The following is a 14,326-nucleotide window of genomic DNA, read 5'->3' as shown; positions in this document are numbered from 1 at the left end:
CCGCCCCGGCGGAACTCAGGCTTCCTCGCGACGCTCCAGTGTGGTCCGAACCTTGTGGGCGATCAAGGCGCCGATCCGCGCGTCGGCCGCGTTGCGGGTGTCCAGCTCGGGTTCGGAGTCGCCCTCTTCCAGGTCGAGCAGCGCGCCGGCCAGACGCCCGGACCGGACCGCGCTGACGACGGCGCCGTTGTCGACCAGACCCGGATGGGACGCGTTGATCAGGACGGCGCCCGGGCGCATCTCGGTGATGGTTTCCCAGTCGATCAGCTCGCGGGTCTCGTCGGTCAGGCGGAGATGCAGGCTGACCGCGTCGCAGGTTTCGAGCAGGTGGAGCAGGCCGGAGGGATGAACGCCGAGGTCGGCCCACAGCGGGCTCTCGCGATCGACCAGCGGATCGTAGGCCCACACGGTCAGCCCCAGGGCGCGGGCACGGCCGGCGATCTCGCGGGCGGCGGGATTGAATCCGACGAGACCCAGCGTGCGTTCGCCGTTGCCGGGCGTCCAGCCGGAGCGGCCGAGCAGGCGTACCAGGCCGGCGACGACCCGGTCGGCCGGCGTCTGCTCCGCCCCGGCCTCGTAGGCGTGGATCTCGATGCCGCGGGCACGGCAGGCTTCCAGGTCGACCTGCTCAGCGCAGGCGCCCAGGCAGCCGATCACCCGCAAGCGGGGCGCCGCGGCGAGCAGGTCCGCGTCGATGATGGTGCGGTCGCGCACGATGAGCGCGCGGGCGTCGGCGACGGCTCCGCTCAGGGCGGCGCCGTCGCGCGCCAGGGCATGGTCGTATCGGACTTCGAAGCTGCGTCCCAGGTCATGGACCGCGGCTTCGTGCATGGGCTCGGAGATGACGATATCTGGCACGGCGACCTACCGTGTTGGAGAATGGATCATGGCGGGGAGGCATATGCGGGAAGTCTTGCTCCCATCGCATCGCTGTAAGATTAACGGATGGGGCACCCGGCGCAATCCCCGGGGACGAAAAAATAATCGTCAGCCGATTTCCGCCCGGACGGCGTGCTCCTCCCCGCCGGAGGCCATGCCGCTCTGCAGGCCCCACAGCCGGGCATAGATCCCGCCGCGGCGAAGCAGCTCGGCATGGGTCCCGGTCTCGGCGACCCGGCCCTCGTCGATGACGTAGACCCGGTCGGCATCGACGATCGTGGACAGCCGATGCGCCACCACGAGCGTCGTCCGGCCCTCCTGCAAGGCCTTGAGGGCGCCCTGGACGGCGCGCTCGGACTCGGTGTCGAGGGCGGAGGTCGCCTCGTCCAGCAGCAGGATCGGGGCGTTCCGAAGCATGGCGCGGGCGATGGAGATGCGCTGGCGCTGGCCGCCCGACAGCTTGACGCCGAACTCGCCGACCAGCGTGTCGTAGCCGTCGGGCAGGCCCAGGATGAAGTCGTGGGCGGCCGCCGCCCTGGCGGCGGCGACGACCTCCTCCTCCGTGGCGCCGATCCTGCCATAGGCGATGTTGGCGCGGATCGTGTCGTCGAACAGCGCCACCTCCTGGCTGACCAGGGCGATCTGGCTGCGCAGGCTCGCCAGCGTCACGTCGCGGACATCGACTCCGCCGATCCGGACCGCGCCGCCCGTGACGTCGTAGAACCGCGGGATCAGGTTCAGCAGCGTCGACTTGCCGGCCCCCGACGGGCCGACCAGCGCCACCGTCTGGCCGTCCGGCACGTCGAGGGAGATCCCGTGCAGCGCCTGCTTCTTCTCCTCGCCGTAGGAAAAATGCACGCCCTCGAACCGGATGTCGTGCCGGGCCACGTCGAGCGTACGGGCGCCCGCGCGGTCGACGATCGCAGGCGCCGTATCGAGCAGCGCGAAGACCCGGTCAGCCGCGGCGAGGCCGCCCTGGAGCTGGCCGTTCAGCTTCGCCATGCGCTTCATCGGCTCGTAGGCCAGGAGGAACGCGGTGATGAAGGAGAACAGCGCGCCGGGGGTGCGCTCCCCGTTGATCACCTGATAGCCGCCGTAGACGATCACCGTGACGATCGCCATGCCGCTCAGGACCTCCGTCACCGGGCCGGACATGGCCGACACGCGGAAGCCCTTGTGCACCAGTTCGTACAGGTTCTCGATGATCCCGCCGACCCGCTTCTGCTCGTACGTCTCCATCCCGTACGCCTTGACGTGGCGGGCACCCTGGAGGGTCTGGTTCAGGATGGTCGAGAAGTGGCCCAGTTCCGCCTGGGTATTGGCCGAGACCTTGCGCAGCCGCTTGCCGATCCGCGCCACGAAATAGGCCGCCAGCGGGAAGGCGATGAAGGCGCCGGTCGCCAGCACCCAGTCCTGGTGGAACATCACCGCGACCAGGATGATCAGGGTCAGCACGCTCTTGCCCAGCCCGGTCAGGCATTCCGCGACGGCGAGGCGCATCAGCCCCACGTCGTTGACCATGCGCGAGATGAGCTGCCCGGCCGAGGTGCCGTGGAAGAACGACAGGTCGGACCGCAGCAGGTGGGCATACATGTCGCCCTGCACGTCGGCCACGATCCGCTGGCCGATTTTGTTCATCTGGACGCTGTGGAAGTAGGTCGATATTCCTCGCAACCCGAAGGCGATAAGCACACCGGCTGCGACCGGAAACAGCATGGCCTGGTTGCGGTTCTGGAACACCTCGTCGATGATCGGTTCCATCAGCTTGGCCATGGCGCCGGTGGTCGCCGCCGCCACGGCCATCCACATCAGCGCCTGCGCCAGGATCCAGCGGTAGGGCTTCAGGTAGGTCAGCACCAGCCGCTTCAGCAGCGGCCAGGTGGCCGTGTGTCGGGTCGTCGGCTTGTCGAAGTTTCTGGTCACGGATGAGGATGGAATGGTTTTCATGAGGCGCGGAACTGGACGCGGAGGCTCGCCGTCGAATTCGGCGAACCCCTTCGGGTCGGTCAGAACTTGACCGATCCGAAGGCATTTAGCCAGCGGTGACTTGTCCCATGGGGGAAGGTCGGCCCCGGCGGGAGGTCGCCACGGGAAAATAGATAGGGTGAATGGTGCCACAGCCACAGGGTGGCGGCAGCTATATCCTTTGACCAAGCATTAACTATGACCGTGTAGCCTCGCTGCATGGTGGTCTTTTCAAAGCATCAGCCAGGTGCTCGCATGCCAGACGAAACCAGCCTGATCCGCACCCGTCCCCGCATCGGCCTGGCGCTCGGCGCCGGCGTGGCGCGCGGGTGGGCCCATATCGGCGTTCTCCGCGGCCTCAAGCGCCTCGGCATCGAGCCGGACATCGTCACCGGAACCTCGGTCGGGGCCCTGGTCGGGGGCTCGTACCTCGCCGGCCATCTCGACACGCTGGAGGAGTGGGCGCGCAATCTCAGCCGCATGAAGATCGTCAGCTACCTGGACCTGCGGGTGCGCAGCGGCGGCCTGATCGGCGGCGGCCGGCTGATGGCCGAGATGAAGAAGCATCTGGGCGGCCAGCAGATCGAGGACCTGCCGATCCCTTTCGCCGCCATCGCGACCGATCTGGTCACCGGGCACGAGGTATGGCTCAGGACGGGCGGCTTGGCGGAGGCGCTGCGCGCGTCCTTCTCGCTGCCGGGCGTCTTTCCGCCGATCTGCATCGACCAGCGCTGGCTGGTGGACGGCGCCCTGGTGGACCCCGTTCCGGTGGCGGCCTGCCGGGCGCTGGGCGCCGAGATGGTGATCGCGGTCAACCTCAACGCCGACATCCTGGGAAAAGCCCGCAAGCCCGGCGCCAGCATCGCGACGGCGGCCGGGTTCGACCTGCTCCAGGCCCTGGAGGAAACCCAGCAGGCGCCGGAGACGCCGCCGCCGTCGCGACTGGACGCCCTGACCCGGCGCGTCTTCAGCCGGGAGTACGACGGGCCGAGCCTGTTCGGCGTGATGGTGTCTTCCCTGGGCATCATAACCGACCGGATCGGGCGGGCGCGCCTCGCGACCGATCCGCCCGACGTCCAGATCACGCCCCGACTCGGCCATGTCGGGCTGCTGGAGTTCGACCGGGCGCCGGACGCCATCGAGGAGGGCGCGGCCGCGACCGAGCGGGCCGTGCCCGACCTGGCCGATGCGATCCGGGTCTTCAGCGCCAACCTGCGGGATACCGCCCGCTGAAGCCCCCGCCGGGCGTCAGCGCGGCGGCAGGGTGCCGCCCGGAACCATCTCCAGGCAGTTCTCGACGATCCGGTAGCACTGGCCCAGCGATGCCGAAGCGCCGGCCGAGCCGGTATAGGAGAGCTGCTCGACCACGCCGTTGCGCACCGTGAAGGTCGCGTCGCAGCTGCTGGAGTAGCCGCCGCCCCCGCCGAACAGGGGTATGCCGATGCCGAAACCGACGCCGGAGCCGCCGCTGCCGCCTGCGACACCGAACGAGGTGCTGGGCCCGCCGCCGCTGAATTCACGGCTGGTGTAGGTCATGAATTCCGTGTCGTCGACCTGGGCGGAGCGTTGCGGCACCCCGGCGCAGGACAGCAGGGTCTCCTTCGGCATGCCGACAAGCGTCTGCCGCGCGTCGGCGGCCCTGTCCGCATTGGGATTGGCGCAGGATGCCAGCGCCACCGCGGCTGCACCCAGCACAAGCATGGTCCCGATCGATCTCGATCCCCTCACCTCACGCTCCTTCCTGTATTCCGGCCCGATGTCCCGGCCCGATACTGTTGCTGGGAAAACAGTGCAGGAGACACTCTAGTTCACCTGATGAGGCTTGATCGAGGACGCTTCCGCTTCAAGCTTGATGGGACTCGCCCGGACCCAGCGGGCCGGACCAATCGGGGAGGTCGCTTCGATGCCGTTCCAGACCACGATCCGCCGCGCGATCGCGGGCATCCTCACGTTCCTCGCCGGCTTGGCCGGCCCGTCGGCCGCGATGGCCATGTGCCAGCCGGTGGCGTCGGGCCCCGGCGCGCTGCTCCACCCGGCGGCGGTCAGGCAAGCGGCGGCGCCGGCCGCGGGATCGCTCCGGCTGACCTTCCTCGGCCATTCCAGTTTCCTGATCGAGAGCCCGGAAGACGTGTCCGCGGTGACCGACTACAACGGCTACCTGCGGCCGGACCGGCTGCCCGACATCGTGACGATGAACAACGCTCATTCGACCCACTATACCGACCGTCCGGATCCGGGGATCCGGCACGTGCTGCGCGGCTGGGGCGACGAGGGCGGCATGGCCGTACACGACGTGACGCTGCGCGACATGCGGGTGAGGAACGTCCCGACCAACGTGAGGGACTATGGCGGGACCCGGGTGAGCGGAAACTCGATCTTCGTGTTCGAGGCCGGCGGCCTGTGCGTCGCCCATCTGGGCCATCTGCACCACACCCTGACCGACATGCATCTGGCGGAACTGGGAGTGATCGACGTACTGCTGGTGCCGGTGGATGGGTCCTACACCATGGCGCAGGACTACATGGTCGAGGTGATCGCGCAGATCCAGCCGCCGCTGGTGATCCCGATGCACTACTTCACCGCCTCGACCCTGGCGGGATTTCTCCAGCGGATGGACGGCACGTACCAGGTCCGGACGTCGGACAGCGCCACGGTCACCCTGTCCCGCCAGACGCTGCCCTATCGCCAGATCCTCGTTCTGCCCGGCCATTGAGGAGCGCCGGACCGCCGGCGCTCAGCGGGCGAACTGCATCTCGATGCGACTGGTCCAGGCGGGGTCGGCCATGTCGGGCCACCGGCTCTTGTCGAAACCCTCCAACTGCTTCAGCCGCTCCGGATCGACGTCCAGGATGAAGCGCTTCTCGATCTCGTTCAGTCTCAGCACCCGCCAGGGAACGGCGAACAGCTTCTCCCCGAAGCCCAAGGTGCCGCCGAACGCCAGGACCGCGTAGACGACCCGTCCGTCGGCCAAGTCCACCATGGTGGCCTCGATCGTTCCCAACTCCTGGCCGGCCCGGTTGCGCACGGTGTCGCCGACGAGGCTTCCGGCCGACATGACGCGCCTGTGCAGCACGTCGCCGTCGCGGCCCATCCAGAAGCCGTGGACGCGGTGGCCCCAGGACAGGTCGGCCATGTCGGGCCAGGCATCCTTGTCGAAGCCGGGAGCCTCGCGCAGGCGCGACCGGTCGATGTCGATCCAGACCTGCCGCCGCCGCTCGTCGATGCGCAGCGCTTGCCAGGGCAGGGCGAAAAGCTTGCCGCCCATCCCCATGATGCCGCCGAACGACAGCACGGCATAGGCGACGCGTCCGGTCGGGACGTCGATCATGATGTCCTCGATCCGGCCCAGCCCCTGGTTCTCCAGGTTGCGAACCTCGTCGCCGATCAGTGATTGCGCGGACAGCACGGCCCGGCGCCGCCATCCCTTGGCATCGGCGACGAAACGGTCGGGCTGGGGTGTCGTCGAGGCGACGGAAACCGCCAGCCAAGCGATCCCGAGGGCGATCAGCCCGGCCGGCACCGGGTTGTCCCGGATCGCGTCGGCAAGCCGGTGACCGCCGCGGGAACGCAGCGTTCCCGTGACATCCTCCAGCCACTCGCTCGGCTTGAACTTGCGCTCCAGCTGAGAGATCGCCCGGGCCAGGTTGGCCTGGGTCTCCCCGATCTCGCGCTGGATCTCGTCCGGTGAGCGGCCGTAGCCGGTCATGGCGTGCGGCCCCGCACCAGGCTGGCGTCGCTCTTGAGGGTTTCCAGCGTACGCTCCGGGGTCAGGTTCAGCTTCTTCATGTTGCTGATCCCCTTGAGCAGCATGACGACGCCGACCAGCAGCACGACGCCGCCCACGACCAGCGCGGAAATCCAGGGTTCGACGAACCGCGACAGCCCCCAGGTCCCCGACAGCATCAGGAACAGGATGCCGATGAACAGCACTGCGCCGCCGACTGCCAGGGACACGGCCCCGCGGGTGATCTGCCCGGCCTTCTGCCCGGCTTCGACCCGGGCAAGCTCGATCTCGCGCTTGACGAGCAATGTCGCCTCTTGCCGAAGATTGGCGAAAAGGCCGCTCAAGGGCATGTCAACGGTCCTGTTTTCCTGCATCTTCCACTCCCGTACCATATGCGCGCACCCCGACGCCCGGGGCGCCGCCCAGCATGTCGCAAACCGTTCAAAGGCGTTCGAGTTCCCGGAGACCGAGGTGCCCGGGTCAGGATGCCGGTCGTTCAAAACCCGCGGCACGGGCCTCCTCGTCGGTGCAGAACAGCCTGCCCCCGGCTTCCGGATCGGGCGCCACCTTGTCGTAGACGCCGTCGGTCGGCACCAGGTAGACCCTGCGGCCGGACTGCTCGACCGCGGCCTTGACGGGGCAGGGCACCGGCGACTTCCGCTCCGCCTCCAGCCGCTCGCCCTCCCGCCATCGGACCGACGGGACGAAGTCGCCCCGCCAGATCCCGAGCTTGCTGTCCTTGGCGACGCGCTGCGCTTCCAGGTACGCCGGAGGCGCTCCCGGCCGGGCGACGGCGAATCCCTGCTGGACCAGCAGTAGGCCGAGGTTCCCGGCGTCGCCCGTGCATTCCACGTCGTCGCCGTCACGCCGGCTTGTGCAGGAAACCGGCATGATCCCGATCATCTTGCGAAGCGCGAAGCTTGCTTCCAGCCCGCACGTATACAGCGACCCGTTGTTGAGGCAACGCTGACCCAGTTCCGGCGCGTCGATACCCGCCAGTTCATGGACTTCGGATCCCGTCTGCACGGTATCGCCGTCGATCACCCGTATCGCGATCTTGCCTTCGGAAGCCTGTCGGGCGGCCGACGGGGCTTGTCCGGCCACGATGCCGGGGCTCAGGAGCGTCAGCAGGACGATCCCGAGCGCCCGCGCGCCCGCTCTGCTTCGTGATGGTTTCATTGGGCCCCGGCCCTCCGCCGCCTGTCCGCGTACCATCCCTTGGCCAACCGGACGGGCGGCGGATGGTTCCCGGTCAGGCCCGTGGCGGGATAGATCCGGTCTCGTCGGAGATCGTGATCTCGACGCGCCGGTTCTGCTGCCGGCCTCCGGACGTGTTGTTGCTGGCGACCGGAAGCGCCGGTCCGAGGCCCCGCGTCACGATCCGCTGCGGATTGATGCCCTGGGCGACCAGGGCGCGGCGCACGGCCTCGGCACGGTCTTCGGACAGCTCCTGGTTCAGCTCGACGCTGCCGGTGCTGTCGGTGAAGCCGGTGACTTCGACGGTCCGTTCCGGATTCTGGCGCATGAAGGCCGCAAGGTCGGTGATGGTGCGCTGCGCTCCCGGGCGAAGCTCGGCCTTGCCGACCTCGAACAGGACGTCGCCGAGCGTCAGGACCATGCCGCGTTCGGTCTGCTTGGCCTGGAGTTCGGCGAGCTGGCGCTGAAGGCTCTGGACCTGCCCGGAACGGGCGTTGAGCAGGACCTGGTCGCGGCTCTGGTTGGCCTGCTCGATCTGCTGCTGCGCCGCATTGAGTTCGGCGGTCTGGAACGCGATCTCGGCCCGCCGCTCGGCCAGATAGGCCTCGTGGTCGACCACATCGACGTCCTCGCCGGCCGACTGGGCTTCCTGGGCTTCGCGCAGGGCCTGCTCGGCGCGCTGCAGTTCGAGGGCGGCCGTATTGACCACCTGAGGATTGTTGCGAGCCGACTGGTAGGCGGCGTTCGCCTGGGTGACGCTCGCCGTCTCGGTCGGAGCGTTGGCGCAGGCGGCCAGGAGGGCGCAGGCCGAAGCGCCAAGCGCCAAGCGGCGTATAACCGTCATGTGAGTTCCCATTGGTCGCGTCTCCCTCAACTGGTCGGCCGGGCGTTCAGCTCACGCCGAAGCGTGTCGATGCTGGCCTGGACCGCGGCGACCGCTTCCTTGGTGGTCTGGGTGCGGGAGCGGAGTTCAGCGAGGCGGGCGTCGACCTCTGCCTGCTCGGCGAGGCGCCGGGCCTCCTCGTTGTTCTCGTCCTGCATCTCGCGTCGGGCGGCTTCCAGCTTTTCGCGCGCCATATTGAGTTCGACGGGCGAGTATTGGACGGCGCCGGCCGTCTCGGCATTCCGGATGATGTTGTCCGACAGCGTCACTTGTTCGGTCGGCGCCGGGATATCGTTGGCGCAGGCGGCCAGCGCCAGGGCAGCACCGGCCACGAGGCATAGCCTGCCCAATCCCCGCACTTTGGACGTTATTGGCATGACATCACACTCTCGTCGGCAGTTGAAGGTCGCGGGTCGCACCCGCGTTGCCCTACAACCATCAAGGATGCGACTAGTTCCCCCGCAAGGCCGGGGAGAATTCGAACGGGTTTAGGCTGACTGTGCATATCGCCAGGACGGCGATCGGATGCGATCCTCCCCTGGTCAACCAGAGAATGCAGCGCGAAAATCTGCTGCCAACACGGGAGGAAACACCATGAATATGGACAGGCGAACGATTCTGAAAGCCGGGGCCGCCTCGGCGGCGGCCTTCGCGGCAGGCCCCGTCCTGGCCCGCGACTGGGGCCATCCGCAACCGGTGCGGTATCCCGACCCGGCGATCGAGGTCCTGGACCCGAGCTTCGCCAAGTACCGGATCGGCAACGCCAACGTCGAGCGCCTTGTCACGGGGCTTCGCTGGGCGGAGGGCCCGGTCTATTTCCGCGATGGCGGGTATCTGGTGTGGAGCGATATCCCCAACAACCGGCTGATGCGGTGGACCGAGGAGACGGGAGCGGTCAGCGTGTTCCGCCCGGTGTCCAACTACACCAACGGCAACACGCGCGACCGGCAGGGCCGGCTGATCAGCTGCGAGCACGGCGCTCGGCGGGTCACGCGGACGGAGTACGACGGCACCATCACGGTCCTGATCGACCGGTTCGAGGGGAAGCGGCTCAACGCCCCGAACGACGCCGTGGTCCATTCCGACGGCGGCATCTGGTTCACCGATCCCGGCTACGGCATCCTGGGCGACTACGAGGGCGGCAAGGCCGAGTTCGAATTGCCGACCAACGTCTATCGCCTGGACCCCTCCACGGGACGGGCGACCGTGGTGGCCGGCGATTTCCGGCGGCCTAACGGGCTGTGCTTCTCACCCGACCAGACGAAGCTTTACATCGCCGACACGGGGGAGAACGGGCCGAAGCAGATCCGCGTCTTCGACGTGGCGGAAGGCACGCGCCTGACCAACGGCCGGGTCTTCGCCGACATGGGCGCCGGTGCCGCCGACGGCATGCGCACCGACGTTGACGGAAACCTGTGGGCCTCGGCCGGCTGGGCCGGGGAGGGGTATGACGGCGTCCACGTCTTCAATCCCCAAGGCATGCTGATAGGCAAGATCCACCTGCCGGAGATCTGCTCCAACGTCTGCTTCGGCGGTCCCCGGAAGAACCGCCTGTTCATGACCGGCAGCACGTCGCTCTACGCGGTGTACGTGAACACGCGCGGCGCCCAGGATCCCTGAGCGCCGGCCTGCTTCAGTGGTGATGGTGCCCATGGCCGTGGTCGCAGCGGCCCTGGGCGTGCTTCTCCTCGCAGGAGAGGCCGTCGGAGACGGGAATCAGGCTGATCCAGGCGTTCAGGGTGGTCGGGTCGTAGCCGACCTCGCGCCGGTCCCCCACCTGGATCAGCGGGCGGCGGATCAGTTCGGGGTCCTTTATCAGGATGTCGAGCGCCGCCGCTTCGTCCAGGTCGGCCGGCACGACTTCCTTGCTCCGGACCGCCGGGGCGAAGCGGTTGAACCATTCCTCGACCGGGCGGTCGTTGAAATAGGGCCGCAGCGTCTCCGGGGTCCAGGGCTCGGACAGCAGGTCCCGGGCCACGACGGTGTGGCCGGCCGCTTCCAGTTGGGTCTTCTGCTTGGCGTTGGCGGGGCAATCGGGCTTGGCGTAGAACAGGACTTCGGCCATCGGGGGCTCTCCGGTCGGATGTGCGGGGTGCGACGGGCATTGTGCACCGCCGCATCCCGCGCCGCCCCTCGGACCATGCGTCGCACCCGGCTTCGAAGCCGTCAGGCGTTGGCGAGGGTGACCAGGGCTTCGGCCAGGACTCGGGTGCCGTCGGCAAGGTCGGACGGCTTGGCGTTCTCCGCCTCGTTGTGGCTGATGCCGCCTTCGCAGGGAACGAACAGCATGCCGCTGGGGCAGACGTCCTGGAGGAACTTGGCGTCGTGCAGCGCGCCCGACGATAGGTCCAGCGTCCGGATGCCCAGCCGTTCGGCGGCGCCGCGCATCGCGGCGACCACGGTCTGATCGAATTCCGTGGGCAGGCTGTGGAAGGTCTCCTCGATGGTCACGGCGCAGGGGCCGGCGTGGGCCCGGCAGACCGCGTCCACCTGGTCGCCAAGACGCTTCAGCGTCGATGCCTCGGGGTGGCGGAAGTCGATGGTGAAGAAAACCCGGCCGGGGATGGTGTTGGGCGAGCCGGGCTGGACTTCGAACCGGCCGACCGTGAAGCGGACGCGGTCCTCCTCGTCGTGCATCAGCCGTTCCAGCGCCGACACCATGGCGACCGCCCCCACCAGCGCATCGCGGCGGTTGCGCCGGGGGGTGGTTCCGGCATGGGCCTCGTCGCCCAGCACCTCGACCGCGAACCAGCGGGAGCCCTGGATGCCGGTGACGATGCCGACCGGGATTCCGGCTTCCTCCAGCCTGGGCCCCTGTTCGATGTGGCACTCCAGGTAGGCCGCGACCGGGAAGCCCAGGGGACGCACCGCCATGCCGCGCTCGCTCGCCAGGACGGCGGCCAGGGCGTCGCGTGCCGCGATCCCGTCGCGGTCCACCGCCGCCAGGATGCGGTCGAGCGGTATCGCCCCGGTGAACGCCGATGAACCGGAGCAGCCGGGCTGGAAGCGGGAGCCTTCCTCGTTGGTCCAGGACACCACCTCGATCGGACGCTTGGTGACGATCCCCGCCTCGTGGATCGCCTGAAGCGCCTCGAAGGCCGCCAGCACGCCGAAGGCGCCGTCGAACTTGCCGCCGGTCGGCTGGGTGTCGAGGTGGGAGCCGCTCATCACGGGGGCCAGCGAGTCGTCGGTGCCCGGGCGGCGGACGAACAGGTTGCCGATCGGATCGGTCGCGACGGAGAATCCCAGCTCCTCCGCCCACCGGGCCAGCAGGCTGCGCGACTGGGCGTCGCCGGGCGAGAGGGCCGGGCGGTTGACGCCGCCGCCCGGCAGTGCGCCGATCTTGGCCATCGCCATGTGGCGTTTCCAGAGGCGGGCTTCGTCGATGTAGGGAATGCTGGTCATGGGGCGGGCCTGGGCGCGTAAGGGATCGGGAGGAGCGGAATGCCCGGTCTAGCCACGCGCGGCGGCGCGGGCAAGCTGTCCAGGCGTGTCGGGTGCGTTCATGGCCTCGGCGGCGGCCTGGGCGGTGTGGCCGCCGGCATCGACCCGATCGATCGTGGCGCCGCGTTCCAGCAGCAGGTCGACGATCTCGGTCCGGTTGAACATGGCGGCGGTCATCAGCGCCGTCCTGCCGGTGTCGCCGCAGCCATCCACGTCGGCGCCGGCATCCAGCAGCATGCGCACGATCCCGACGTCTCCCTTGAAGGCGGCGGCGGCCAGCGGGGTCTGCCCGCGGTCGTTCGCCATCTCCATGTCGGCGCCATGGTCGAGAAGCTCCCGCACCGTGTCGGCGTGGCCGTGATAGGCCGCGATCATCAGCAGGCTGTCGCCCTTCTCGTTGCGCAGGTTCGGCGGCAGGCCGCGGACCAGATACTCGTGCAGTTCCGCCGCCTGGCCCGCCCTGACCGTCTGGAAGACCTGAAGAAGGAAGGCGAGGGTCTCCTCGTCCATCTGCGGGGGCTGTTGGTTCTGCATGTGGGTTCTCCCTGGTCTGCCTGTCCCGGATGGAACGGCCGACGGCGGTCTTCCGCCCCATCGGCCTTCGGGATCTTCAAGAATTCAGGGCCTGGAGCGCTTCCGGGGTGTCGATGTCGAGGAGGACCCCGTTGCCGTCCATGGTGACCTCACAGACCTGGTCGGCGTGGAGGCCGATCAGGTGCTTGGCGCCCACGTCGCCGGCGAGGTCCCGCATCTCGGCGAAGAAGCGGCGGTCCCATAGCACGGGGTTGCCGCGCTTGCCCGCGACGGTCGGAACGCAGATGGCGCGGCCCTCCTGCGGGCTGAAGGCGGCGATCAGGCGGTTCAGCGTCTCCGCTCCGACCCGCGGCATGTCGCCCAGGCAGACCAGCACGCCGTCCGCATCGTCGGGCAGGGCCGCGATGCCGGCGCGCAGCGAGGTGCTGAGCCCCTCGGCGTAGTGGGGATTGTGGACGAAGCGGATCTCGTGGCCGGCCAGGGCGGCCCGGACCGCCTCCGGGTCGTGGCCCGTGACGACCGTGACGGAACCGGCGTGGGAGGCGATGACGGCCTCCAGCACGTGGGCCACCATCGGCTTGCCGTCCACATCAGCGATCATCTTGTTCAGCGCGCCCATCCGGCGCGACTGGCCGGCGGCCAGGATCAAGGCCGCGATGCGCGGAGCGCGGGGAGCCTGCGGCTCGGCCACGGGCGTGGAGGCCCGGGGCAGGGGGCGGGTCGGGATCTCCGTCAGCAGGCCGCCGGCGCCCATCGTCATGATGTCCCGCCGGGTCACCGGGATGCCGGCGGCCAGCCGCTGGAGCACCCAGTCGAACCCGTTCAGCTTGGGCGATCGGGCGCAGCCGGGAAGGCCCAGGACGGGGATGCCGCCGGCGCGCGCCAGCAGCAGCAGGTTGCCCGGGTCCACCGGCATGCCGAAATGCTCGACCTCGCCGCCGGCCCGCTCTATGCCGGCCGGAAGGACGTCCCGCCGGTCGGTGATGGCGGAAGCGCCGGCGATCAGCAGCAGGTCGATGCCGGAGGATACGGCCTCGGCGACGGCGCCGGCGACCGCCGCTTCGTCATGATCGACGCGGATGTCGCCCGCCAGCTCGGAGCCGATGGCGGCCAGCCGGTCGCGGGTGACGCCGACCGTCTTGTCCAGGATCGATTCCTTCATGCCGGCCAGGCGGGTCTGGACCAGCGCGGCGCGCAGGGGACGGAACGCGGCGACGCGGATCAGCGGCCCGCCGTCGGCGGCGATCGCTTCGGCCCGGGAGACGACGTCCTCGGGAGCGGCGAAGGGGATGATCTTGATGGTCGCGACCATCCCGCCAGCCTCGACCGGCGCCGACGCGGGCAGGGTCGCGACGGTGACCGATTCGTCCAGGAGGTTCAGCCGATTCAACCGGTCCACGTCGACGACGCAGACTCCCGGCGCGGTGGCGAACAGGTTGACCCGGCCGGTGAAGGCCGCTGCCACGTCCAGGCCGGGACCGGCGGCAGCGCGGGCGATGCGGGAGGCGGCAGCGTCCTCGCCCACGTCGCCGTCTTCCAGCCTGGCGGTTGTCACCAGCCCGATGCCGGCGCGCTCCAGGGCGGCGGCGTCCTCGGCGGTGAGGAGCCGCCCCTTCTTGAAGGCGATGCCGTCGGCCCGGACGGAATGCACCAGGATGGCGCCGACCGCGCCGGCGGGGGAGACCTGACCGAAGCGCATG

General features: G+C 69.2%; 15 protein-coding genes. 3 read left to right on the top strand and 12 right to left on the bottom strand.

From position 1 onward, the window contains the following. Positions 1–15: 15 nt before the first annotated feature. Positions 16–858, bottom strand: coding sequence for an NAD(P)-dependent oxidoreductase (locus JL101_RS13530; RefSeq protein ID WP_203095554.1), 843 nt, complete (start codon positions 856–858; stop codon positions 16–18). 129 nt (positions 859–987) lie between these two features. After that, entirely contained in the window at positions 988–2,802 is a 1,815-nt protein-coding gene (locus JL101_RS13525; protein ID WP_228435442.1) for an ABC transporter ATP-binding protein, read from the bottom strand. Positions 2,803–3,099: 297 nt separating this feature from the next. On the opposite strand from JL101_RS13525, the gene JL101_RS13520 reads away from it, so the two are divergent. After that, on the top strand, positions 3,100–4,077 hold the full coding sequence (locus tag JL101_RS13520) for a patatin-like phospholipase family protein (protein WP_228435441.1): 978 nt from the start codon (positions 3,100–3,102) through the stop codon (positions 4,075–4,077). A 15-nt stretch (positions 4,078–4,092) separates the two neighbouring features. Here the strand turns inward: JL101_RS13520 and JL101_RS13515 are convergent, their stop codons facing one another. Next, positions 4,093–4,572 (bottom strand): hypothetical protein, encoded by a 480-nt coding sequence (locus JL101_RS13515; RefSeq protein WP_228435440.1) that lies wholly within the window; start codon positions 4,570–4,572, stop codon positions 4,093–4,095. Positions 4,573–4,747: 175 nt separating this feature from the next. Here JL101_RS13515 and JL101_RS13510 point away from each other — a divergent pair, with 175 nt between their 5' ends. Next, a complete protein-coding gene (locus tag JL101_RS13510) occupies positions 4,748–5,557 on the top strand; it encodes an MBL fold metallo-hydrolase (RefSeq protein ID WP_203095551.1) in 810 nt (269 codons plus the stop codon). A gap of 21 nt (positions 5,558–5,578) precedes the next feature. On the opposite strand, the gene JL101_RS13505 is transcribed toward JL101_RS13510, so the two are convergent. From JL101_RS13505 to JL101_RS13485, 5 genes are all read right to left on the bottom strand, one after another. Next, the gene (locus JL101_RS13505) at positions 5,579–6,550 is read right to left on the bottom strand and encodes a PRC-barrel domain-containing protein (protein ID WP_203095550.1); all 972 of its coding nucleotides are present in this window, start codon (positions 6,548–6,550) and stop codon (positions 5,579–5,581) included. Further along, positions 6,547–6,942 (bottom strand): phage holin family protein, encoded by a 396-nt coding sequence (locus tag JL101_RS13500; protein WP_203095549.1) that lies wholly within the window; start codon positions 6,940–6,942, stop codon positions 6,547–6,549. Before JL101_RS13500 ends, JL101_RS13505 begins: the two co-directional genes overlap by 4 nt. A gap of 106 nt (positions 6,943–7,048) precedes the next feature. Then, entirely contained in the window at positions 7,049–7,747 is a 699-nt protein-coding gene (locus JL101_RS13495) for a thermonuclease family protein (RefSeq protein ID WP_203095548.1), read from the bottom strand. Between the two features lie 73 nt (positions 7,748–7,820). Continuing rightward, a complete protein-coding gene (locus JL101_RS13490; protein ID WP_203095547.1) occupies positions 7,821–8,609 on the bottom strand; it encodes an OmpA family protein in 789 nt (262 codons plus the stop codon). 26 nt (positions 8,610–8,635) lie between these two features. After that, positions 8,636–8,980, bottom strand: coding sequence for a DUF4398 domain-containing protein (locus JL101_RS13485; RefSeq protein WP_203095546.1), 345 nt, complete (start codon positions 8,978–8,980; stop codon positions 8,636–8,638). A 268-nt stretch (positions 8,981–9,248) separates the two neighbouring features. Here JL101_RS13485 and JL101_RS13480 point away from each other — a divergent pair, with 268 nt between their 5' ends. After that, positions 9,249–10,268, top strand: coding sequence for an SMP-30/gluconolactonase/LRE family protein (locus tag JL101_RS13480; protein ID WP_456115344.1), 1,020 nt, complete (start codon positions 9,249–9,251; stop codon positions 10,266–10,268). Positions 10,269–10,281: 13 nt separating this feature from the next. On the opposite strand, the gene JL101_RS13475 is transcribed toward JL101_RS13480, so the two are convergent. From JL101_RS13475 to JL101_RS13460, 4 genes are all read right to left on the bottom strand, one after another. Continuing rightward, positions 10,282–10,713: an ArsC/Spx/MgsR family protein gene (locus tag JL101_RS13475; protein ID WP_203095544.1), complete on the bottom strand. Its 432-nt coding sequence runs from the start codon at positions 10,711–10,713 to the stop codon at positions 10,282–10,284. 101 nt (positions 10,714–10,814) lie between these two features. Then, complete coding sequence (locus JL101_RS13470) at positions 10,815–12,053, bottom strand: Zn-dependent hydrolase (protein WP_203095543.1); 1,239 nt, start codon at positions 12,051–12,053, stop codon at positions 10,815–10,817. Positions 12,054–12,101: 48 nt separating this feature from the next. Next, entirely contained in the window at positions 12,102–12,626 is a 525-nt protein-coding gene (locus tag JL101_RS13465; protein WP_203095542.1) for an ankyrin repeat domain-containing protein, read from the bottom strand. Between the two features lie 76 nt (positions 12,627–12,702). Continuing rightward, entirely contained in the window at positions 12,703–14,325 is a 1,623-nt protein-coding gene (locus JL101_RS13460; protein WP_203095541.1) for an NTP transferase domain-containing protein, read from the bottom strand. Position 14,326: the final 1 nt, after the last annotated feature.

The organism is Skermanella rosea, from assembly GCF_016806835.2.
Taxonomy (GTDB): domain Bacteria; phylum Pseudomonadota; class Alphaproteobacteria; order Azospirillales; family Azospirillaceae; genus Skermanella; species Skermanella rosea.
The sequence above is the reverse complement of the archived record's forward strand: the minus strand, read 5'-3'. Positions and strand labels throughout refer to the sequence as shown.

Bases quoted from the DNA above. Each gene is read 5' to 3' on its own strand.
- JL101_RS13480 (WP_456115344.1), top strand. From the start codon at position 9,249: ATGGACAGGCGAACGATTCTGAAAGCCGGGGCCGCCTCGGCGGCGGCC.
- JL101_RS13465 (WP_203095542.1), bottom strand. From the start codon at position 12,626: ATGCAGAACCAACAGCCCCCGCAGATGGACGAGGAGACCCTCGCCTTC.
- JL101_RS13460 (WP_203095541.1), bottom strand. From the start codon at position 14,325: ATGCGCTTCGGTCAGGTCTCCCCCGCCGGCGCGGTCGGCGCCATCCTG.
- JL101_RS13520 (WP_228435441.1), top strand. From the start codon at position 3,100: ATGCCAGACGAAACCAGCCTGATCCGCACCCGTCCCCGCATCGGCCTG.
- JL101_RS13475 (WP_203095544.1), bottom strand. From the start codon at position 10,713: ATGGCCGAAGTCCTGTTCTACGCCAAGCCCGATTGCCCCGCCAACGCC.
- JL101_RS13490 (WP_203095547.1), bottom strand. From the start codon at position 8,609: ATGACGGTTATACGCCGCTTGGCGCTTGGCGCTTCGGCCTGCGCCCTC.
- JL101_RS13500 (WP_203095549.1), bottom strand. From the start codon at position 6,942: ATGCAGGAAAACAGGACCGTTGACATGCCCTTGAGCGGCCTTTTCGCC.
- JL101_RS13495 (WP_203095548.1), bottom strand. From the start codon at position 7,747: ATGAAACCATCACGAAGCAGAGCGGGCGCGCGGGCGCTCGGGATCGTC.
- JL101_RS13470 (WP_203095543.1), bottom strand. From the start codon at position 12,053: ATGACCAGCATTCCCTACATCGACGAAGCCCGCCTCTGGAAACGCCAC.
- JL101_RS13505 (WP_203095550.1), bottom strand. From the start codon at position 6,550: ATGACCGGCTACGGCCGCTCACCGGACGAGATCCAGCGCGAGATCGGG.
- JL101_RS13510 (WP_203095551.1), top strand. From the start codon at position 4,748: ATGCCGTTCCAGACCACGATCCGCCGCGCGATCGCGGGCATCCTCACG.